18 protein-coding genes and 1 pseudogene are annotated in these 18493 nt (G+C 70.1%); 9 read left to right on the forward strand and 10 right to left on the reverse strand.

What is annotated here, in order from left to right; translation table 11 throughout:
- Positions 1 to 14: 14 nt before the first annotated feature.
- Together ACFC09_RS01030 and ACFC09_RS01035 are read right to left on the reverse strand one after the other, a co-directional pair.
- Complete coding sequence (locus ACFC09_RS01030) at positions 15 to 665, reverse strand: CBS domain-containing protein (RefSeq protein ID WP_376522459.1); 651 nt, start codon at positions 663 to 665, stop codon at positions 15 to 17.
- Positions 637 to 840, reverse strand: coding sequence for a hypothetical protein (locus ACFC09_RS01035; protein WP_376522461.1), 204 nt, complete (start codon positions 838 to 840; stop codon positions 637 to 639). Before ACFC09_RS01035 ends, ACFC09_RS01030 begins: the two co-directional genes overlap by 29 nt.
- Positions 841 to 1218: 378 nt before the next feature.
- On the opposite strand from ACFC09_RS01035, the gene ACFC09_RS01040 reads away from it, so the two are divergent.
- Both ACFC09_RS01040 and ACFC09_RS01045 read left to right on the forward strand, forming a co-directional pair.
- On the forward strand, positions 1219 to 2247 hold the full coding sequence (locus tag ACFC09_RS01040) for an alcohol dehydrogenase catalytic domain-containing protein (protein ID WP_376522463.1): 1029 nt from the start codon (positions 1219 to 1221) through the stop codon (positions 2245 to 2247).
- A 109-nt stretch (positions 2248 to 2356) separates the two neighbouring features.
- On the forward strand, positions 2357 to 3592 hold the full coding sequence (locus ACFC09_RS01045; protein ID WP_376522465.1) for an MFS transporter: 1236 nt from the start codon (positions 2357 to 2359) through the stop codon (positions 3590 to 3592).
- Between the two features lie 63 nt (positions 3593 to 3655).
- Here the strand turns inward: ACFC09_RS01045 and ACFC09_RS01050 are convergent, their stop codons facing one another.
- Positions 3656 to 4669, reverse strand: a complete 1014-nt coding sequence (locus tag ACFC09_RS01050) for an NADP-dependent oxidoreductase (RefSeq protein ID WP_376522466.1) — start codon at positions 4667 to 4669, stop codon at positions 3656 to 3658.
- Between the two features lie 111 nt (positions 4670 to 4780).
- Between ACFC09_RS01050 and ACFC09_RS01055 the strand changes: the two genes are divergently transcribed.
- From ACFC09_RS01055 to ACFC09_RS01070, 4 genes are all read left to right on the forward strand, one after another.
- On the forward strand, positions 4781 to 5368 hold the full coding sequence (locus tag ACFC09_RS01055; RefSeq protein ID WP_376522468.1) for a TetR/AcrR family transcriptional regulator: 588 nt from the start codon (positions 4781 to 4783) through the stop codon (positions 5366 to 5368).
- A gap of 707 nt (positions 5369 to 6075) precedes the next feature.
- Positions 6076 to 6672, forward strand: a complete 597-nt coding sequence (locus ACFC09_RS01060) for a GNAT family N-acetyltransferase (protein ID WP_376522470.1) — start codon at positions 6076 to 6078, stop codon at positions 6670 to 6672.
- Between the two features lie 180 nt (positions 6673 to 6852).
- Positions 6853 to 7860, forward strand: a complete 1008-nt coding sequence (locus ACFC09_RS01065; protein ID WP_376522472.1) for a hypothetical protein — start codon at positions 6853 to 6855, stop codon at positions 7858 to 7860.
- Positions 7857 to 9224 carry an MFS transporter gene (locus tag ACFC09_RS01070; RefSeq protein WP_376522474.1) on the forward strand — a complete coding sequence of 456 codons (1368 nt, stop codon included), beginning with the start codon at positions 7857 to 7859 and terminating at the stop codon, positions 9222 to 9224. The genes ACFC09_RS01065 and ACFC09_RS01070 overlap by 4 nt, the downstream gene beginning before the upstream one ends.
- A gap of 250 nt (positions 9225 to 9474) precedes the next feature.
- On the opposite strand, the gene ACFC09_RS01075 is transcribed toward ACFC09_RS01070, so the two are convergent.
- The 3 genes from ACFC09_RS01075 to ACFC09_RS01085 form a co-directional block, all read right to left on the reverse strand.
- The gene (locus tag ACFC09_RS01075) at positions 9475 to 11592 is read right to left on the reverse strand and encodes a flavin monoamine oxidase family protein (protein WP_376522476.1); all 2118 of its coding nucleotides are present in this window, start codon (positions 11590 to 11592) and stop codon (positions 9475 to 9477) included.
- 267 nt (positions 11593 to 11859) lie between these two features.
- Positions 11860 to 12795, reverse strand: coding sequence for a LysR family transcriptional regulator (locus ACFC09_RS01080; protein WP_376522478.1), 936 nt, complete (start codon positions 12793 to 12795; stop codon positions 11860 to 11862).
- A 310-nt stretch (positions 12796 to 13105) separates the two neighbouring features.
- A complete protein-coding gene (locus ACFC09_RS01085; protein WP_376522480.1) occupies positions 13106 to 13477 on the reverse strand; it encodes a hypothetical protein in 372 nt (123 codons plus the stop codon).
- 102 nt (positions 13478 to 13579) lie between these two features.
- Between ACFC09_RS01085 and sigJ the strand changes: the two genes are divergently transcribed.
- Entirely contained in the window at positions 13580 to 14494 is a 915-nt protein-coding gene (gene sigJ, locus ACFC09_RS01090; protein WP_376522482.1) for an RNA polymerase sigma factor SigJ, read from the forward strand.
- A 468-nt stretch (positions 14495 to 14962) separates the two neighbouring features.
- On the opposite strand, the gene ACFC09_RS01095 is transcribed toward sigJ, so the two are convergent.
- The gene (locus ACFC09_RS01095; RefSeq protein ID WP_376522484.1) at positions 14963 to 15574 is read right to left on the reverse strand and encodes a TetR/AcrR family transcriptional regulator; all 612 of its coding nucleotides are present in this window, start codon (positions 15572 to 15574) and stop codon (positions 14963 to 14965) included.
- 76 nt (positions 15575 to 15650) lie between these two features.
- Positions 15651 to 16364 (reverse strand): SDR family NAD(P)-dependent oxidoreductase, encoded by a 714-nt coding sequence (locus ACFC09_RS01100; protein ID WP_376522486.1) that lies wholly within the window; start codon positions 16362 to 16364, stop codon positions 15651 to 15653.
- A 485-nt stretch (positions 16365 to 16849) separates the two neighbouring features.
- Between ACFC09_RS01100 and ACFC09_RS01105 the strand changes: the two genes are divergently transcribed.
- Together ACFC09_RS01105 and ACFC09_RS01110 are read left to right on the forward strand one after the other, a co-directional pair.
- On the forward strand, positions 16850 to 17152 hold the full coding sequence (locus tag ACFC09_RS01105; RefSeq protein WP_376522488.1) for a muconolactone Delta-isomerase family protein: 303 nt from the start codon (positions 16850 to 16852) through the stop codon (positions 17150 to 17152).
- Positions 17153 to 17316: 164 nt separating this feature from the next.
- Positions 17317 to 17688 carry a hypothetical protein gene (locus ACFC09_RS01110; protein WP_376522490.1) on the forward strand — a complete coding sequence of 124 codons (372 nt, stop codon included), beginning with the start codon at positions 17317 to 17319 and terminating at the stop codon, positions 17686 to 17688.
- 296 nt (positions 17689 to 17984) lie between these two features.
- Here ACFC09_RS01110 and ACFC09_RS01115 read toward each other — a convergent pair whose 3' ends face one another.
- Both ACFC09_RS01115 and ACFC09_RS01120 read right to left on the reverse strand, forming a co-directional pair.
- Positions 17985 to 18350, reverse strand: a complete 366-nt coding sequence (locus tag ACFC09_RS01115; RefSeq protein WP_376522492.1) for a transposase family protein — start codon at positions 18348 to 18350, stop codon at positions 17985 to 17987.
- Positions 18284 to 18439 (reverse strand): annotated as a pseudogene (locus ACFC09_RS01120) (NAD(P)(+) transhydrogenase (Re/Si-specific) subunit beta); the annotation flags it as partial. The pseudogene ACFC09_RS01120 and the gene ACFC09_RS01115, both read right to left, overlap by 67 nt.
- Between the last annotated feature and the right edge of the window lie 54 nt (positions 18440 to 18493).

Genomic DNA, 18493 nt, shown 5'->3' on the forward strand with positions numbered 1-18493 from the left:
CGGGGCTGCCGAAGCTACGCGTCGGCCGCGGTGAGCCGGCAGTCCACGCTCACCACGCCTTCGACGCCGCGCACGAGGCGGACGGCGAGCGGAATCCGGGTGGCGTCCGGGACTCGTCCGGTCAGCGTCGCGACACCCTCGACGACCGTGACGTGCACCGGCTCGACCGGCGACGGGAAGAGGGGGTCGAGGACGTCGCGCCGAATCTCGTCGGCGAGGTCGTTGTCCCGGCGCAGGAAGACCTTCAGCAGGTCACCGCGGCTGACCACGCCGTCGAGCACGCCCTCGGCGGTCACCACCGGCAGCCGTTTCACGTGCCGCAGCGCCATGATGCGCGCGGCCTCGGCGAGCGTGGCGTCGGCGCGGACGGTGACGGCCGGGGTGCTCATCAGTTCACCGGCGGTCAGCGCCCCGGCCTTGGCGAGGTCGGCCAGGCGGCGCCGCTGGACGAACCGGTCCGGGTCGGCGTCGCGGAACTCCTCCTTGGGCAGCAGGTCGGCCTCGGACACCACCCCGATCACCCGGCCGTCGCCCACCACCACCGGCAGCGCACTGACCTTCCACCGCGCCATGCGTTCCACGACGTCCTTGAACGGCGCCGCACGCCCCACCGCGACGACGGCGTGCGTCATCACGTCACTCACCCGGTGCGGACTGCTCTGCATGCTCTCCTCCTCGCCGGGGCGGGTACGCCCGCTCGGCGCCCGCCGGTCCCACCGGGACCGCGGTCGCCCGGCCGGACTCGGGGCTCTCGGCGCACACCGCCAGGACCGGCCCGGCGTCGAACTCCCCGAGCCGCACCGGCCGTTCGCGGTGCTCGGACGGCAGGGTCGTGATCACGGTGATGACGGGGCTCGTCGCAGGGGCTTCCCTGACGACGGCTGCTCCGGGCCCGGGACGTGTCCGGGGCGCGGCACCACGGGTGCCACGGCACACCTACGACGGGAAGGGCCATCCGCTTCTCGTGGATCCGGATTGCGCGGTGCACGGCTCGGGGCCGCTTCCCCGCGTCTTCCCACGCTCCTTCCCGTCCTTTCCAGCACACCACGGGAACCACCGCCCGGCGAGTGCCGTTCGGCCCCGGTCCCGGCCGGACGGTCCGCTGCCGCGGTGCTCGCGCGGCACGCCCGCGATGTGTCCGCGCGGCACGGGCGGCCGTGTTGCCCCGAAGTCCCGCGGGAGCGACGGTGGAAGGGAGGGGCAGGGAGAGTGAGGACCGTGCGAGCGCTTGTCTACCACGGACCGGAACGAAGTTCCTGGGACACCGTCCCGGACCCGGTGATCGAAGAGGCGACCGACGCCGTCGTACGCGTCGACGCCACCACCGTCTGCGGCAGTGATCTGCACATCCTGCGCGGGCGGCTTCCCGAGGTGAAACCGGGCACGGTCCTCGGCCACGAGGCCGTCGGCGAGGTCATGGAGGTGGGCGGCGAGGTCCACCACGTGCGCCGCGAGGACCAGGTGATCGTCTCGTCCGTGTCGGCCTGCGGGCACTGCCGGGCGTGCCGTGACGCCGGGTACGGGCAGTGCGGCGGGGGCGGCGGCTGGATCCTGGGGAATCTGGTCAACGGAACCCAGGCGGAGTTGGTACGGGTGCCCTTCGCCGATCACTCCACCACACGCTGCCCCGCCGACCTCCCGCTCGACGACGCGGTGCTGCTCTGCGAGCTCCTGCCGACCGCCTACGAGGTCGGGGTGCGCAACGGGCACGTGCGCCCGGGAGACACCGTCGTCGTGGTGGGCGCGGGTCCCGTCGGTCTCGCCACCGCCGTCGTCGCCCGGCTCTACTCGCCCCGTCGGATCATCGTGGTCGACCTGTCCGGAGCCCGGCTGGAGAACGCCGTCCGGGTGGGCGCCGACATCGCCGACTCACCGGGGAAGATGATCGCCGACCTGTCCGAGGGACCAGGTGCCGACGTGGTCGTCGAGGCGTCGGGCGATCCGGACGGCTTCGTCCTGTGCACGCGGGCCGTCCGCACGGGAGGGCACATCGCCAACATCGGCGCACACGGCAGCCCGGCGACCTTGCACCTCGAATCCCTGTGGCGCAAGAACGTGACGATCAGCACCGGCATGGTGGACACGTCCTCCACTCCCTGGCTGCTGGAGCTGATGAGGTTCGGACGCCTGCCCGTCACCCCGCTGGTCACCCACACCTTCCCCCTCGACCGGATGGCGGAGGCTTACGAGGTGTTCGCGCACGGCACCACCACGGGAGCCGCGAAGGTCGTGCTGCACCGCCGGTGACGGCCCGGTGTGCCAGCATGGTCATGACGTCCCGGTCGACGCGCTTCCGTACGCCCGGCGTTCGCGGAAGTGGAGCCCGCGGGCGGTCCTGTCCCCTAGGTTTCACCCCATGGCGTCATCCGTCGGTCCTGAACGCCGCGCCGCCGGGGCGCGGCCACGTCTGGTGACCCGCCCGCTGGTGCTGCGCTTCGTGACGGTCGTCGGCTCCTCGGCGAGCTTCTACCTGCTGCTGTCGGTCGTCCCGGCGTACGCACAGAGCGTGCCGGGCCGGGGCAGCGACACGGCGGGCCTGGTCACCGGTGCGTTGATGCTGGCCACGGTGGCCGGCGAACTGATGGCGCCATGGCTGGCCGCACGCTGTGGGTATCGCGTGCTGCTGGGAGCGGGGTTGTTGCTGCTGGGTGCTCCGGCGCTGGCCCTGACCGTGTCGCGGAGTATGGGGTGCATCGTCGCGGTGTGCCTTGTGAGGGGGCTCGGCTTCGCGTTCACCCTGGTGGCGGGTGGCGCTCTGACGGCGTCGTTGATCCCGCCCGAACGCCGCGGGGAGGGGCTGGCCCTGATCGGCGTCGTGGCCGGTGTGCCGTCGCTGGTGGGTCTGCCGCTCGGGGCCTGGCTGGCATCACACACGGGATACGGGCCCGTCTGCTCGGTGGCGGCGCTGATCGCCCTGGTCTCCATCGCCGCCGTCCCGGGACTGCCCGGCCGGGAAGCGGCGCCGGGGTCGCCCCTGGGGATCTTCGCGGGGGCCCGTTCCGGCGCGCTCGGCCGCCCCTCGGCCGTGTTCGCGACGACGGCGGTGGGCGCGGGGATCGTCGTCACCTTTCTGCCGCTGGCCGTGGCGCCGGGCGACTCCGGTGTGGCCGCCGCGGCCCTCTTCGTGCAGCCGGCCGCCGCGACCGCGTCGCGCTGGTTCGCCGGTCGGCGCGCCGACCGGCGCGGAGCCGCCGGGCTGGTCATGCCGGGGCTGGTCGTCTCGGCCGCCGGCATCCTCGTCGTCGCCCTCACGGGCGTCCCCGTCGCGGTCGTTGCAGGTGCGGCCGTGTTCGGGGTCGGCTTCGGCATCACCCAGAGCGCCACCATCACGCTGATGTACTCCCGGGTCCCGGCCTCCGGGTACGGGACGGTGAGCGCTCTGTGGAACGTCGCCTACGACGCGGGCATGGGCATCGGCGCGGTCGGCTTCGGCACGGTGGTCGGCCTGACCGGCTACCCCTGGGCATTCGCGCTCACCGCGCTGATGATGCTGACAGCCCTGGTCCCGGCGTGGTGGGACCGAACGGCAGCGCCCAGCCAACCTGTGACGGCCGGGGAGGATCGGGCGGTGCGAGCGGAGGGGCAAGGGTGAGCTATTGCCTGCGCTCTCATCCAGTGACGGGTCGTGCAGTTCCGGGGCCCTTTCCCACAAGCCCTAAGCGACCGTGAGCACGATCTTGCCCTGGATGTGTCCTCGGGCGGCGCGTTCGTGCGCCACGCGGGCGTCGGCGAGCGGGAACGTGCTGTCGATCGCGACGCGCACCGTGCCGGCGTCGACCAGGCGGTCCAGCTCGGCGAGCTGTGCGCCGTTCGAACGGACCTGGGTGGACGTGACCGTGACACCCAGCTTCGCGTTCTCCTCGTCGTCGAACTCGCCGAAGTACACCGGGTAGAGGGATCCGCCGCGCCCCAGGGTGCGCAGGAAGCGCCTGCTGTCCGGGCCCCCGACGGTATCCAGGACGAGGTCGACGTCACGGGCGACCTCCTCGGGCCGCTCCTTGGTGTAGTCGATGACCTCGTCGGCGCCGAGGTCACGCAGGAACGTCTCGTGGGCGCCGGAGGCCACGGCGATGACGCGGGCTCCCTTCCACTTGGCCAGTTGGAGAGCGAGGTGCCCCACGCCACCGGCAGCGCCGTTGATGAGCACCGTGGTCCCGGTGTCGAGTGGCATCGGGCGGTGCCGGGCCGCTTGGAACGGCGAGGGATGGTCGTGCCCGAGTTCGATCAGGAACTGCCACGCCGTCAACCCCGACATGGGCAGGGCGGCGGCGTGCACATGGTCGATGGCAGCCGACTTGCGGGCGAGGTCGGAGGCCGGCGCGGTGACGTACTCGGCGTACGCGCTGCCCTGGAGGGCGGTGGGGAAGCGCAGCAGGCCGGCCACCTCGTCTCCGGCCGCGAAGTCGTTGACGTCGGCGGCGACGGCTGCCACGACGCCCGAGACGTCGGTCCCCGGGATCAGGGGGAGAGTGAACGGGGGCTTGAGCTCGGGCGGTACGTCGGGCATGCCCTCGCGTGCGTACCAGTCGGGAGGGTTGAGGCCGACCGCGTGCACGCGGACGAGCACCTCGCCCGGCCCCGGTTCGGGCACCGGCACCTCCTCGTGTCGCAGCACCTCGGGGCCGCCGAACTCGTGCAGCCGGATCGCCTTCATCGTGTGGGTCGGCATTGTTTTCTCCCACCCCTACCAGGGGATACGCTGATCGGATCAGTGGTCCATATATCCCGACCACTGATCCGAATATATGGACCACTGATCCGGAAAGTCAAGAGGGGACAGATGCGGGCCGACGCCAGGAAGAACCACGACCACCTGCTCGCAGTCGCGGGCGCCGCCATCACCGAGCAAGGCGTCGACGTCTCGCTGCGCGACATCGCACGCAGGGCAGGCGTGGGACTCGCGACGCTGCTCCGTCACTTCCCGACGCGCGAGGCGCTGCTCGACGCCCTGCTCCGCACGGGCTTCGACGAGCTGACGGTCCGGGCGGACGAGTTGGAAACGTCGGGCCCGCCGGAAGACGCTCTCGTCTCGTGGCTACGCGAATGCGTCGCGTGCGCGCATCAGTACCGGGGCGTGACCGCGCTGATGGCAGCCGCCGTCGAGGACCCCGAGTCCGCGCTGCATGCTTCGTGCGTCGCCATGCGCGCAGCCGGCGCGCGGCTCCTCACCCGCGCCCAGGCGGCGGGCACGGCGCGGGGGGACATCGACGGCACCGATCTGTTCGCGCTGGTGGCGGCGCTCGCCTGGCTCAGTGACCAGCCCTCGCTCACGCCCCGCGCCGATCACCTCTTCGGCGTTCTCACGAGCGCGATCCTGACGAGTGCGGCGAGCACCGGTGCCGGAGGAACGCCACCCTCGGGTCCGTAGGCGACAGCGTCGCGCATACGGACCGCGCACTCGGCCGTGCGACTCTCCGACGAGGTGAGCGGCGCCGTCGACCGGGGGGCGCCCACGACGGCGCCGCCCGGCTGCCGCCACCGCCGAGGCGGCGAAGGCGTTCTCACCTACCGTCAGCACGACACAGCACGACACAGCACGGGCACGGACGACTCCGCCACGCTCGCCGTCCGTACGTCCGCGGTCGGTCTCGGACTGGTCCGCCGGCTCGGCCCGACGGGCCCTCAGTGCCCCGATCGACGACGGCACATTCCCCACCCACCTGCACTCAACACCCGCACATACACCGCGAGTTCGACACCCACGACCGTAGATGCCGACGCCGGCGGCCACATCCCGACTCCTGAACGTCACCTGGCGAGGGCGCCGTCACAAGATCTGCACCCAATTCCGAAGACCCGACGGGGTTCACTGGAACCCCTTGATCGCCGACTCGCATCTTCGTAGGAGGGAAGCCCGGAGATCCCGGTCACCCCCACCAACACCCCGCAGGCGGACCACTGGTCTCCCGGTACGTCGGCGTCGCGATCCGACGCCTGCGCAACCCCGGGTCACGGGAGCGCTTCAGCGTGCCCTCCCACCCTGCGGGCAGGCCGAAGACATGCGGTTCCATGCCGCTTCGCCGGGGCCACGGCGCCGCCCATCCATGACGATAGAACCAACTCAGGTGAAACTCCATGCCTTCTTCCGACACTCTGGAAACCATCGACGACATCCGCAGCCGCTTCTTTCCCGTGCGGCTTCCTGGCGCGGGGAGCGGAGTCGGCCGGTGCGTCGACGAAGCGACGTTCCGGGAGGCGGTCGGACAGATATACGCGTCCGTCTTCCCCGATCGGGACGCCCACCCGTACCGCCCCAAGTCGGATGAACTGGTCGCGGAATACCGCAGGGTGCACCAGGAACGGATCCTCATCGAGGACGGGGACGGCAAGCTGATGGGGTGGCTGAAGGGCCGGATGACCGACCCCGACACCTTCTACCTGGGCACGAGCGGGATGCTGCCCGAATACCGCTCGCAGCGCGTCGCCGCGCTCTGCTACACCAAGCTGCTCGATTACCTTCAGGCGCTCGGATACGAGCGTGTGACGTCCGAGCACCACCCGAGCAACCGCACCGCGATGATCTTCCAGCTCAAGCACGGCTTCAGCATCGAGGGCATGAGCCTGGACGAGCGCTGGGGACCGATGGTCAAGATGGTGCGCTTCTTCGACCGGGACCGCCAGGCCGAGTTCGACCGGCGGTTCGGCTTCGAGCAGTACCCGAAGGGCGCCTGACCGTGTTCCTGGCCCACGCGCCGCGTAGCCGGCCCACAACCGCCTGACCCACCGACAGGGTGCCCGCCGCCACCCCTGCGGAACGGCGGCTACCCCGGCCCGGGACGGCGTCCAGGTGCGTGTCCGGCACCGGGCCGCCGTACACGCACCCGCCCCCACTCAGTGACCCGATGAGGAAGCGTGCACATCACCTACCTGCTCGCCACCGGCAGCAACGCCATCTACGACGGAAAGTACAGTCAGCGCGGGCGCTATCACACGTACGGCCAGCAAAGTTTCGTCCTCGACCTGATCGGCACGATGAGCAGAGCGGGCCACACCGTACAGCTCATCGTCGACGACCCCGCCAGGTTCGCCCTGACCTCGACGTTCCGCGGCATGGACTCCGTCACGGTGACGGAGGAGATCGATCCGTCGGGCAAGACCGATCTGATCCTGGTCGACGAGGTGCCCGACGAGATGCTGATGCGGTTCGACGAGCACATACCGGCGTTCAGGATCGTGCACCACGCGGGACGCCGCTCGTCGGACTACCTCGTCGCGCGCTGCGCGCGCTTCCTGTGCATGACGGAGAACGCGCTGTCGCTGCAACGGAAGTACCTTCCCGAGGACCAGGCGGTCCTCATCCACCAGGGAGTCGACCTGGAACGCTTCCCCGCCGTCCACGGCACGAGCCGCCGGCCGAAGCCGCGGGTCCTGCTCTACTGCCGACTGGACTCGGGGCGCGAGGCCGTCCTCGGCCGGATCATCGAGAACATCGACCGCGAGGAGATCCTCCTGTATGTGGCGGGCGACGGCCCGGGGTTCTGGGAGACCAGCGACCGCTTCGGCAGCGAGATCATCCTCATCAACCACATGCCGTGCCAGTCGATCCCCAACCTGCTCGGGGAGATGGACGTGGTCATCTCGCTCGGGCGTGGGGCGATGGAGGCCATGGCGACGGGTCTGCCGACCCTGTGCGCGGGCCACGGCTACGCCGGCCTGATCACGGCGGACAACATCGCCTCCCTCATGCGGTACAACCTCACCGCCGTCGGCAGCGACCGGGACCCGGCCCTCGTCATGGACGACATCCGCGAGGCACTGGACGTGGACCGGCACGGCGTCCGGGCGCTGGCGGAGGAGCGGCTGTCGGCGGGTGCCTACATGGAGGGCGTGTCCGACCTGTACGCACAGGTCGCCGGATGACGGACGGGACAACCGGCGGGACAACCGGCGGGACAACGGGCGGGACGGCGGACGCGGCGCCCGCGGTACGCACGCCGGGGCTGTTCGCGTCCCGCAATCCACGGTTCTACTACGCCGGGTTGATCGTCTCCCAGGTCGGCACCAACACGCAGCTCGTGGCGCTGGGCTGGTACACCTACCAGCTCAGCCACGACGCACTCGTGCTCGGTGTCGTCACCGCGGCTCCGATCTTCACGATGCTGCTGCTCAGCCAGCTCGGCGGCGTGGTCGCCGACCGTCTGCCACCGCGTCGGGTCCTGCTGTGCACCCACTCCCTGCTCACTCTGCTGGCCCTGCTGCTCGGCCTGCTGGCGCACAGCGGCGCACTCGCGGTGTGGCACCTCGTGGTCAGCGCACTCTGCGTCGGCAGCATCAACGCGATCGGTCTGCCGGCGGAGCAGGTCTTCGTCTCGGAGGTCGCGGGGGACACCCTGCTCAAGAAGGCGGTCACGCTCAACAACGTCATCCTCAACCTGTCGTTGGTCGTCGGCTCCAGTGCGGCGGGACCGCTCATGGCGGCGGTGGGCCTGGGCGGCGTGGTCCTGCTGAACGCGCTCTCCTACCTGACGATGCTCACGGCGCTCCTCCTCATCCGCCCGGCGCGACTCCACGTCCGTCCGGTGCGGCCGGGCAGGCGTCCCCGGGTGCGGGGCGCCTGGGGGTTCGTGTGGCACAGCCCCGTCCTCACGCTCCTGCTGCTCGTCATCGGCATCGTCGGCCTCTTCGGCACGAGTCTTCCCTCGCTGCTGCTCCTGCTGTGTTCGGGCGAACTCGCGGCGCAGGCAGGGGCGTACGGCATTCTGCTCGCCGTCATTTCCGTCGGTTCCCTCATCGGCGCCTGGCTGACCTGGCGTACCAAGGTCGTGCTGGGCACGGTCCTGATGAGCAGCCTCGTGCTCGGGATCCTCGAACTCGCCACCGCGGCCATGCCGTCGCTGCTGACCCTCGGCTTGGTGCTGCTGCCGGTCGGAGTGGTCTCCCTCGTCCTGCGGGCGGGCCTGCTCAGCCTGGCGCAGCTTCAGACACTGCCGGAATTCCGCGGCCGAGTGATGGCGATCTTCCAACTCGTCTACCGCGCGGGCTGGTTCCTCGGCACCCTGGTCGCGACTTGGCTGGCGCAGACATGGGGCCCCCGCCCGGCGATCGCGTTGGGCGGGGCCGCGGTGACGTTGCTCGTCGCGGCGGTCGTGCTGGTGATGACCGCGTTCCGTGCCATGTCGGTGTCGGTGCTCACCCAGCGGGTTCCGCGCATCAGCATCGACCTCGCGCCGGAGCCCGAGGGCCGGCACCGGCGTCCGCCCCGCCACCTGGCCGCGGATTCGTGAGTCCGACCCGCGCAATATCCGTGGCCCGAACTGAGGACTCAGGGGTCGACAGCGTGCACACGAGCCCCGGCCCGCAACCGGGAGCACGACCGGGCCGTCGGCGGCTCGGGGCCGGGCCTGCCGTACGTCGACGGCGGACCCGGCCCCGTCCCGGACGAGCCCGCCCCCGTGAACACCTGTCAGCCCGTGCACACCGTCAGCCCGTGCACACCTGTCAGCCCGTGAACATCTATCAGTCCGTGAACATCTATTAGCCCGTGTGGACCTTCAGCGCGGTCCGGACCGCGGACTCAAGTGCGCCCTCGATCCAGGCCGGTTTGACGGACGTGTGGTCCCCCGCGAAGTGCAGCGGTCCCTCCGACGTGGGAACGTCGGGGAACAGTTCCGTGTGCTGGCCGGGGAGGAGCACCGACGCCTCGCCGTAGGCGTAGTGGTCGCGCATCCACGACTGTGTCTTGCACTTGTTGGTGAAGAAGACCTCGCACCGGCGGCCGAAGACCGCCTGCACCCCGGCGAGCGCACGCAGGTACCGCTCGTCGTCGGCGAACGCGTCCCACTTGAGGGCGTCGTCGGACCAGCTGTAGGAGGCGAGCACGATGCCTCCGGCGCTGCCCTCCATGGGATGTGCGTGCTCGAAGTACAGGAAGCGGTTGGCGTTGTCGCTCACGTTGCCGCCGCCCCGGATGTGCGCGGCCTCGGGGTCACCGCCGGTGGGGCGGAAGGAGGTGAAGCACTTCTTGAGTTCGCCGGGGATCGTCACCTTCAGGTCCCGCACGGACCTGTGGGCGCCGAGGTACGTACCGTCCTTGACCTTGCCCGCCCGGTACTTGTCGTAGAGGTTGTCCTCGATGGAGTTCAGCGCCTGCTTCCACTGCGCTTCGGTGAACTCCCACCAGCGCTGGGAGAACTCCAGCAGCACCTTGGTCGCGGCGTCGTAGTGGAGTTCCGTGACGGCTCGGCGTTTGCCGTAGCCGAGCGGGGGGTCGAAGGCCACGTGGCGCAGTCCGGCGAACGGGACGGTGACGATCGCCTCGTCGCCCTCGAAGACCTCCGTGGCACCGCCCCGGCCGGTCTGACACTCCTCGGAAACGGTGTGCACCCTGACTTTTCCTGCGTGTCGTTCGATGCGTACGGCACGCCTGTCGAGCCGTACCTTTCCCTTCACGGGCGTGTACATCGCGTCCGCGAGGAGCGCGGTGCCGCCCTTGATCTCCCAGAACTTGGTCTTGGGGTCGATCAGCGCGGCGGACAGGAAGCTGTGTGTGAAGGAGAGGTGCAGCCGCGAGGTCAGGTTCTGGACGGTGCCGACGAGATCGATGGTCCTGGTGTCGAGTTGCCCGACCTCGGTGAGGTACCGGTACATGGACCAGTGGCCGTACCGCTTGAGGATCTCGGCCCATCCGCCCACGAGGGCGGTTCCCTCCTTGCCCCGGATGAGCTGGTGCGCGGGTTCGAGTGCCGCCGCGAGGATGGCGGCGGCGGTCTTCGTACGGTGGGGGCCCGTGACACCGAAGGTGTCGTTGATCTTTTCCGGGTGCTTCTCGTAGTCGGCCCGGCGCATGTGGACGCCGTTGACGTGGATCCAGGCCCGGTTGGCCTGCTTCGCCGGGTTCTCGACCTCCACGTCCACGAGGTAGAACTCCTGGAGGGGGAGGTTGTGCTTCTTGAGCAGTGCCATGAGGAGGGGGTGGCTCTCGGGCAGTCGCATGGCCCCGGCCTCGGCGTACTGCCTGGAGTCGGCGAAGGGCTGCTCCCCGTTCTCGTGGCCGCCCTTGCGGAACGTCTTGATACGGCCGCCGACACGGTTGCCGTTCGCCTCGATCACGACGACGTCGTGGCCCGCCCGGTTGAGCAGGTCGGCGGCGAGCAGGCCGGCCGGTCCGGCACCGACGACCAGGACCCGCTTCGTTGCCTTCGCCCGGCTCGCGGGCAGCCCGTTCTCGACGACCTTCAGATAGGCCGGAACGAGGGATGTGTCGTTGTCGTCGTAGACCGCGATGGCGCGGGCGACCGTGGTGTACGCCTTGGGGTCGGTGCCGGGCGGTACCGCTGCGGGCGCCGGCGAGGGCGCGGCGGCGGGGCTCAGCGCCGTGGCGGGCGTGGCGGACGCGGCGGTCAGTCCCGCGGCGAGCGCGCCGGCGCCGCTCGCCGCGACAACGGCACGTCGCGAGAGCCGCACGCCCGGCGACCGGGGCACGGACCCTGAGGACTGCGCGGGCTGCGAAGGCTGTGCGGGCTGCGAAGGCTGCGAGGTGGTTAAAGCCCCCGGCTCGGGGTGCTTCTCGCTCGGTGTGTCCTTGTTCTCCGTGCCGGAAGTGATCGCACCGGGAGTAGTCGCACCGGGAGTGATCTCGCCTGGGGTGCTCATGTCGTATGTACTCATCGCGCATCACACTGGGCACATGAGCAGCACACTGCCAGCGGCTTGACACGGATCGGAACGGTAAACCACCCGGACGGCTACATGACACCGAACTCCCCGCCAACGGCCTTTGGAGAAAGGGACGTTCGTTCTCCTGCTCCGGAGACGGAAGCATTCGTTCTCCTGCTCCTACGAGGTGTCGCGTGCGGGCGCGCGCCGACACCTCGGCCCCAGCCGATCCGGCCACGGTGATGGCGGGCGCGGCGGCGGTGCTCAGTGCGGCATCACCCAGCCCGGCCTCCAGGTCCCGGGGGCGTCGAGGCCGGCCGCCGTGTCGGCGAGGTGGGCGCGGAGGGTGGCCAGCGCCGGGTGGGGGTTGTCGCGGCGCCAGAGGAGCGAGTGCGGGTAGACGGGCGTCGGGTCGGTCACCGGGATGCGGCGCAGGCCGTGGCCGGCGGGCCAGACGTGCCGGGTCCGCTCGCCCATGAAGGTGGCCAGGGCCGGGGTGCAGGCGATGGTGTCGAGGAGTGCGTCGGAGCCGAAGTTGGGGCCGGTCACCTCGATGGTGAGGCCGAACTCGGCGACGAGGTCGTCGTAGTAGGCACGCCACTCGGTACCGGGGACGACGCCGGGCATCCAGATCCGGTGCCCGGCGAGCTGGGCGACGGTCACCGACCGGGCGTCCGCGAGCACGTGCTCCGGGCCGGTGAGGAGCTGGAGCGTCTCGTCGAGCACCCGGACGGACTCGATGTCCTCGGGGAGGGGCCGGCCGGGCATGGCGACGGCACGGAAGGACGCGTCGATCGCGCCGGAGCGGATGGCGGCGACGGCCGTATCGATGTCCAACAGGGTCATCACATCGAGATCGATGTCCGGGTGCGCTTGGTGGAAGCCGCGCAGCAGGCCCGACGCCGCGCCGCGCGAAGCGATCATGTCGACGCGCAGCGGACGGCGGCCGGGGCGCACGGACGCGACGGCGCGCTCGGCGACCCGCAGCAGATCGCGCGCGTGGGGCAGGAACGCCTGCCCGTCGATGGTCAGCTCGGCACCCCGCGGCGTACGGGTGAACAGCCGTACGCCGAGGGTGCGCTCCAGCGCGGCTATCCGCTTGGAGACGGCCTGCTGGGTGACCGCCAGCTCCGCGGCCGCCTCCTGGAACTGTCCCACGTCGGCGGCGACGACGAAGGTCCGGACGGTGTCGAAGTCCATGCCGACACCCTATGAGCACAACTGTCGGTTGTGGCCGACCGGTCCAGCGGTTGTCGGTTCCCCGGGTGTGGATCTTGCGGACCGGAGCCGCGGCCCCGCTCGACATCCGTCCCAAAAGCGCAGCGCGGTCCCTGCCCCACCGGCTGCTCCGCGGGCCCGGCCGCCGTACCGTCCGCCCCGAAGGCCATGACGGGCAGCGCCACAGGTCCCGCGCCCATGCCCCTGCTGTCCCGCGCCCATGCCCCTGCTGTCACGCGGCCGTGGCCCAGGAAGCGGCCCGGTTGATCCCGGGCGGGCCGCGGAGCGGACCTCAGCGCCGGGCCAGCGCCAGCACGCTCAGCCCGAACATCAGGACCCCCAGGGGGAGATGGACCGACGGGACGTGCGCGATGCCGAGTACGACCTGGACCGAGGCGAGTACCAGGAATCCCGACGCGTGCCACACCGGCCGGGGCGAGCCGCCGCCCGGCTTCCACGCCAGCACCGCCACCAGCAGGTACAGCATCGACGCCCCGTACATCACACGGGCCCCGACGCCGTGCAGCGTCTCTCCATAGGACGAGGTCAGCAGCAGTCCGGCGGAGACCGCTTGGAAGAAGATGGTCAGGGTCTGCAGGGCGATCGCGATCCGCAGGAACGAGGAGCCGCGCCGTGCCTTCGCCGTCGTCACCTGAGTGGCCATGTCGACAGTCCCCTTTTCCGCCCTCGGGCAGTGGATCGATAAGGTCTCGTGAGGTCGACGACGCGGGCCCGCGAAAGGTAAGGCGAGGGAGCGGCCGGAAACATGGGGACTGTCGGGGGCAGCACACCTGAGACAGCCGGCGAGCGACGCCAACTGATCAATGTGGCCTACCGGTTGCTCGGTTCGGTGACCGAGGCCGAGGACGCCGTACAGGATGCCTACGCACGCTGGTACGGGCTGCCACGCAGCCGGCAGGAGGAGATCCTGTCCCCCGGTGCCTGGTTGACGACGGTGACCAGCCGCATCTGCCTGGACCTGCTCGGTTCGGCGCGGGCCCGCCGTGAACGCTACGTCGGTGCGTGGCTGCCCGAGCCGCTGCCCGACCGCGCCGAGTGGGATCGTGCGGGCGCCGATCACACCGGCTCGGCGGACCCTGCCGACCAGGTCGTCCTGGACGAATCGGTGGCCATGGCCTTCCTCGTCGTCCTGGAGTCGATGACGCCCGCGGAGCGGGTGGCGTTCGTCCTGCACGACGTCTTCCGGTACCCGTTCGCCGAGATCGCCGACGTTCTCGGCCGGACCCCCGCGGCCTGCAAGCAGCTGGCGGCCTCCGCCCGACGGCGGGTGAGCGGCGCGCACACTCCGGTGACGGCGGCCGGCCGGGCCGACGTGGTGGCGCGCGTCAAAGAAGCCTGGGAGACCAAGGACATCGCAGCCCTCGTGGCTCTCCTCGATCCGGCCGCCGTGCTGACCGCCGACGGCGGCGGCCGGGCCGGCACCGTCCTGCGCCCGGTCGAGGGCGGCGCACGCATCGCCCAGTACATGGTCGCCATTGCCGAGAAGGCTCCGGGACTCGAACTCCTGGAGAGGTCGGTCAACGGTGTGCCCGGCCTGGTGGCCCAGCGCGCCGGCGTCGTCCTGACCGTGGCCTCGTTCGACGTCTCCGACGGGCGAGTCACCCGGATCTGGGCCGTCCGCAACCCGGAAAAGCTCCGACCGTGGGCGGGGAGAGGCTAGTGCCCCGACAGGCAACGTTCGCCCCGTCGCGACGCTCCCCCAGCCTTCGGCCGGGAGGTACCCCCAGGCACGCTCCCCCAAGCTCTTCGAGCAGGGGGACCCCCACTCGCCGCACCGGCCGAAAGCCCAAGTACGTCCAGTACGAGGACTTCCGGCCGGCACACCGAGAGGGGGTACCTCCCACGCCCGTCCAGGGCAGTGGGGGCCACGCACCGAACGCCGCTCCTTGACGGGCAAACGTCACCTGCCGAGGCACTAGTACTGCACCGTACGGCAGCCACGGCACACGTGCTCTGTGCCGGTGAACGAAGTGGAGCGGACGATCAACGGCGCGCTTGCCGAACCCCGTGGCCACGGCCGGGAAATGCGTCGACGCAGCGGCCCGGGGATACGACGCCGGGCACCTCGGTGTGCCCGGACGGTGTGCTGGTCGTCGACGACGGCCCCCGTGGTGGGAGCCTCCGCTGCTCAGGCCGCTGTGTATGTCCGGCGGGCGGAGAGCAGTGACAGGCAGTTCTCCCACAGGGCTTCGAGACGCTGGGTGTTGTTGTAGAGCTTGGCGAACAGCACCTGGCCCTCCAGTTGGGCGACGATCGACCGGGCGGCTTCCGTGGTGTCGCGGACGGAGACCTCTCCGCGCTCGCGGGCCTCGGTGATGACCTCGTCGACCATTTTCACCTGGGCGTCGAAGATCTCCTGGAGGCGTTCGCGGATGGGTTCGGTCTGGTTGCTCAGTTCCAGGGTGAGGTTTCCGAACATGCACCCGGAGACGGTCCCACAGCTCTGCTGGCCCGCGCGCAGGTCCGCCTGGGTCTCCTCCAGCAGTCGGCGGAGCCGCTCCAGTGGCTCCGCGTCGTCCCGCAGGACCCGGGTCCAGTCGCCACGCTGGCTCTCCCACTGCTGGTCGATCACGGCCAGGGCGAGCGTCTCCTTGGAATCGAAGAAGTAGTAGAAGCTGCCCTTGGGCACGCCGGCGGCCTTGCAGATCTCGGCGACGCCCAGTGCTGTGTAACCGCGCTGCTCGATGAGCGAGTGCGCGGCGGTGAGGATCTTCTCCTTGGCGTCACTGGTGCGTCCCATGGCGAAAGTATACGACCGATCGTCTATTTCGAAAGCCGGTCCCCGGGCGCCGCATGGGGCGCCCGGGGGCATCCGGTCAGTGACCGGCGCTCTGGCCGCCGTCGACGTGGAGGATCTCACCGGTGACGAAGGGGGCGTTCTCAAGGTAGACGACCGCGTCGACGACGTCACTGATCTCACCCATGCGCCCGAGCGGGTGGAGCGCGGCGAGTGTCTCGTGCTGCGCCTCCGGGTGCATGGGGGTCTTGACGATGCCGAGGGCGACCGCGTTGCTGCGGATGCCGCGGGCGGCGTACTCGATGGCCAGCGACTTGGTGGCGGACTGCAGCCCGCCCTTGGTGAGGGAGGCGAGCACCGAGGGGACGGCCGAGTTGGCGTGGTCGACGAGACTGGTGCTGATCTGGACGATGTGACCGCTTCCCTGGTGGAGCATCTGCTCGGCGGCGAGTTGGGTGATGCGGAAGAACCCGGCCAGGTTGACGCCGATGACCGTGTCGTAGTCCTGCTGGGTGTACTCGGTGAACGGCTTGGCGACGAAGACGCCCGCGTTGTTGACGACGGTGTCGATGCGGCCGAAGCGCTCGACGGCGGCCGCGGCCACCCGCTCGGCCGTAGCCGGGTCGGCGATGTCGCCCTGGACGGTCATGACGTCGGGATCCTGTGAGGGGGCGATGGTGCGCGAAGTGGCCACGACGGCGTAGCCGAGCTTGCGGTACGCCTCCACCAGTCCCGCGCCGATGCCCTGGGATGCGCCGGTGATGACGGCGACCTTCTGACCGGAAGTGCTCATGGCTGTTCCCTCTCGGAATGGTTGTGCGCACCGACATGTGTCAGCTCGCGACTGAGAAACTAGACGACTGGTCGACTATTTTCAACGCCACCCCCGGCGCTTCCAGTGTTGCGACCCCGCGACAGGCCCGCCACCTGCGGCGGGAGCCTGCGCCCAGCGAAGCAAACGGCCACCCCAGCCCGCCGGAAGTGGCCATCTGCCGCACGGCAGGCCACACGGCACGGTGTCGATTCCGTGGCGGGCGGCACACCCACGGAACACACCCGGGCGCCCCTCGGGCCAGGCGCGAGGACCCGGCCCGCGCAGGCACCTCGCCGTCTCACACAGGCCGGTGATCCCTCGCGCGCCACGGAGGACCGCGTCCGGATTGCAACTAGTCGACCGGTCAACTAATCTTCCTCCCGGGTGGCCCCGACAGGCCGTACCGGGAGCCGTCCGGCACCGTGGGTCGCACGCACCCCGGCAGGACCGAGAGAGGAGAGGCCATGAAGGAGTTCCTGGTCGAGCTCACCACGACCGTGCCCGAGGGCACCGACCCCACCGAGGTCGGCCGCCGCCGAGCCGAAGAGGCCGTCCGGGCGAAGGAGCTTGCCTCCACGGGCCACCTGGTCCGGCTGTGGCGCCCGGTGGGCGAGCTTCGGAGCATCGGTGTGTGGCGCGCCGAGGACGAGGCGGATCTGCGCGAGAAGGTCCTTGGCACACTGCCCCTGTGGCCCTGGATGACCGCAGTGGTCACCGCCGTGCAGCCACACCCCAACGACCCGGGCCCGACCGGGCCCACCGCCTGATCCCCTCCGGCCCCCGCGCCCATGCACCTTTCGCAAGCCATGGCCACGGAAAGCGGTATTCGATCTACCGCCCGCGCGCCCCTTCAGAAAACCCACGTACCTCTTCGAAAGACCCCCCGCCCCCTTCCCGAGACCCCCGCGTCCCTTCGAAAAGGAGAACCCGGATGACCAGCACAACAGCGCAGGAAGCGATCCTGTCCGGCGTCATGGACGGATGGAAGGCCGGGGTCGACGCACACGAACCGCAGCAGGTCGCCTCGTACTTCACGGAAGACGCGATCTTCCAGGGGCTCCGTCCCTACACCGTCGGGCGTCAGGGAGTCGTCGAGTACTACGACGCCCAGCCTCTCGGGTTGACAGCCGACTATCGGGTGCTGGAAACGCGGCAGTTGGCGGAGGACGTACTGCTCGGCTACCTGAGTGTCGACTTCTCCTTCACCGACCGGCCGCCCGTCAAAGTCACCCTCAGCATCGTCCTCGGGCGCATCGCCGATCACTGGCGCATCGCCCACTACCAGGTGTCGAAGCAGGACTGACGAGTGCCTCTTCCTTTGCTCTGCCCTTGACCCCGCGCTGTCATGAAGCGGGTGTCCGGCAGCTGGTCACGGCGTCGGCCGGGCGCCCCGCTCACGTCTCGGCGAGGGCGGCTCGCAGTTCGTCGGTCACCGCGTCCGGACAACTGCCGGAACTCGTACGTTCCTTGGCCTCGAACCAGCGCCGGAAGGCACTGAGAGTTTTTCATCCTGAAATCGCAGGTGAGTGGAGCTGGTGGGGCCCTGGGTTGGTATGAGTGGGCTGATGGAGCGCCATGGTCCATCGTCTTGATCGTCCGTCATCTGGTGACCTGGAGCCGGGTCAGGACCAGCAGGGCGCGCAGGAGGTCGGTGGCGTGGCGGGCGCTCATGCGGACCTTGGCCAGGATGCGCCAGGCATTGAGGTCGGCGAAGGCGTGCTCGTTGGCCGCGCGTTCGCGGCTGACCAGTTTGTTCGCCTCCTTCTGGGCGTCCGTCAGCGGCCGTTTGCGGGCGGCCTTCTTCCCGGTGATGATGACGGAGTCGTCGGGGTCGTCGTCCAGGCCGATGAACCCCAGGTCGCCAATGGCGCCGACGCCGGCGTCCCGCAGCTTTGCCGTGAATGCACTCCAGCGTATCCGGTGGCCATGGACCGCTTGAAGACCACGACGTTGTCGGCCTCCCACACACGCAGTACCGGCATTCCGACGATCGGGCTTCCCGGGTCCTCGGCGGCGGGGTTGGCGGTGTCGTCGGCTCCGATGACGAGGACGGCCACGGGACTGGTGGAACAGTCAGTATCGGTGAGATTGATCTTGGTTGCGTAGCA

The organism is Streptomyces sp. NPDC056161, from assembly GCF_042268025.1.
In the GTDB taxonomy this organism is placed as follows: Bacteria; Actinomycetota; Actinomycetes; order Streptomycetales; family Streptomycetaceae; genus Streptomyces.

Excerpts from the sequence above, each read along its gene's own strand:
- ACFC09_RS01060 (WP_376522470.1), top strand. The coding sequence starts at position 6,076 with ATGCCTTCTTCCGACACTCTGGAAACCATCGACGACATCCGCAGCCGC.
- ACFC09_RS01100 (WP_376522486.1), bottom strand. The coding sequence starts at position 16,364 with ATGAGCACTTCCGGTCAGAAGGTCGCCGTCATCACCGGCGCATCCCAG.
- ACFC09_RS01080 (WP_376522478.1), bottom strand. The coding sequence starts at position 12,795 with ATGGACTTCGACACCGTCCGGACCTTCGTCGTCGCCGCCGACGTGGGA.
- ACFC09_RS01075 (WP_376522476.1), bottom strand. The coding sequence starts at position 11,592 with ATGAGCACCCCAGGCGAGATCACTCCCGGTGCGACTACTCCCGGTGCG.
- ACFC09_RS01110 (WP_376522490.1), top strand. The coding sequence starts at position 17,317 with ATGACCAGCACAACAGCGCAGGAAGCGATCCTGTCCGGCGTCATGGAC.
- ACFC09_RS01045 (WP_376522465.1), top strand. The coding sequence starts at position 2,357 with ATGGCGTCATCCGTCGGTCCTGAACGCCGCGCCGCCGGGGCGCGGCCA.
- ACFC09_RS01055 (WP_376522468.1), top strand. The coding sequence starts at position 4,781 with ATGCGGGCCGACGCCAGGAAGAACCACGACCACCTGCTCGCAGTCGCG.
- ACFC09_RS01030 (WP_376522459.1), bottom strand. The coding sequence starts at position 665 with ATGCAGAGCAGTCCGCACCGGGTGAGTGACGTGATGACGCACGCCGTC.
- ACFC09_RS01085 (WP_376522480.1), bottom strand. The coding sequence starts at position 13,477 with ATGGCCACTCAGGTGACGACGGCGAAGGCACGGCGCGGCTCCTCGTTC.
- ACFC09_RS01095 (WP_376522484.1), bottom strand. The coding sequence starts at position 15,574 with ATGGGACGCACCAGTGACGCCAAGGAGAAGATCCTCACCGCCGCGCAC.
- ACFC09_RS01050 (WP_376522466.1), bottom strand. The coding sequence starts at position 4,669 with ATGCCGACCCACACGATGAAGGCGATCCGGCTGCACGAGTTCGGCGGC.
- ACFC09_RS01105 (WP_376522488.1), top strand. The coding sequence starts at position 16,850 with ATGAAGGAGTTCCTGGTCGAGCTCACCACGACCGTGCCCGAGGGCACC.
- sigJ (WP_376522482.1), top strand. The coding sequence starts at position 13,580 with ATGGGGACTGTCGGGGGCAGCACACCTGAGACAGCCGGCGAGCGACGC.
- ACFC09_RS01070 (WP_376522474.1), top strand. The coding sequence starts at position 7,857 with ATGACGGACGGGACAACCGGCGGGACAACCGGCGGGACAACGGGCGGG.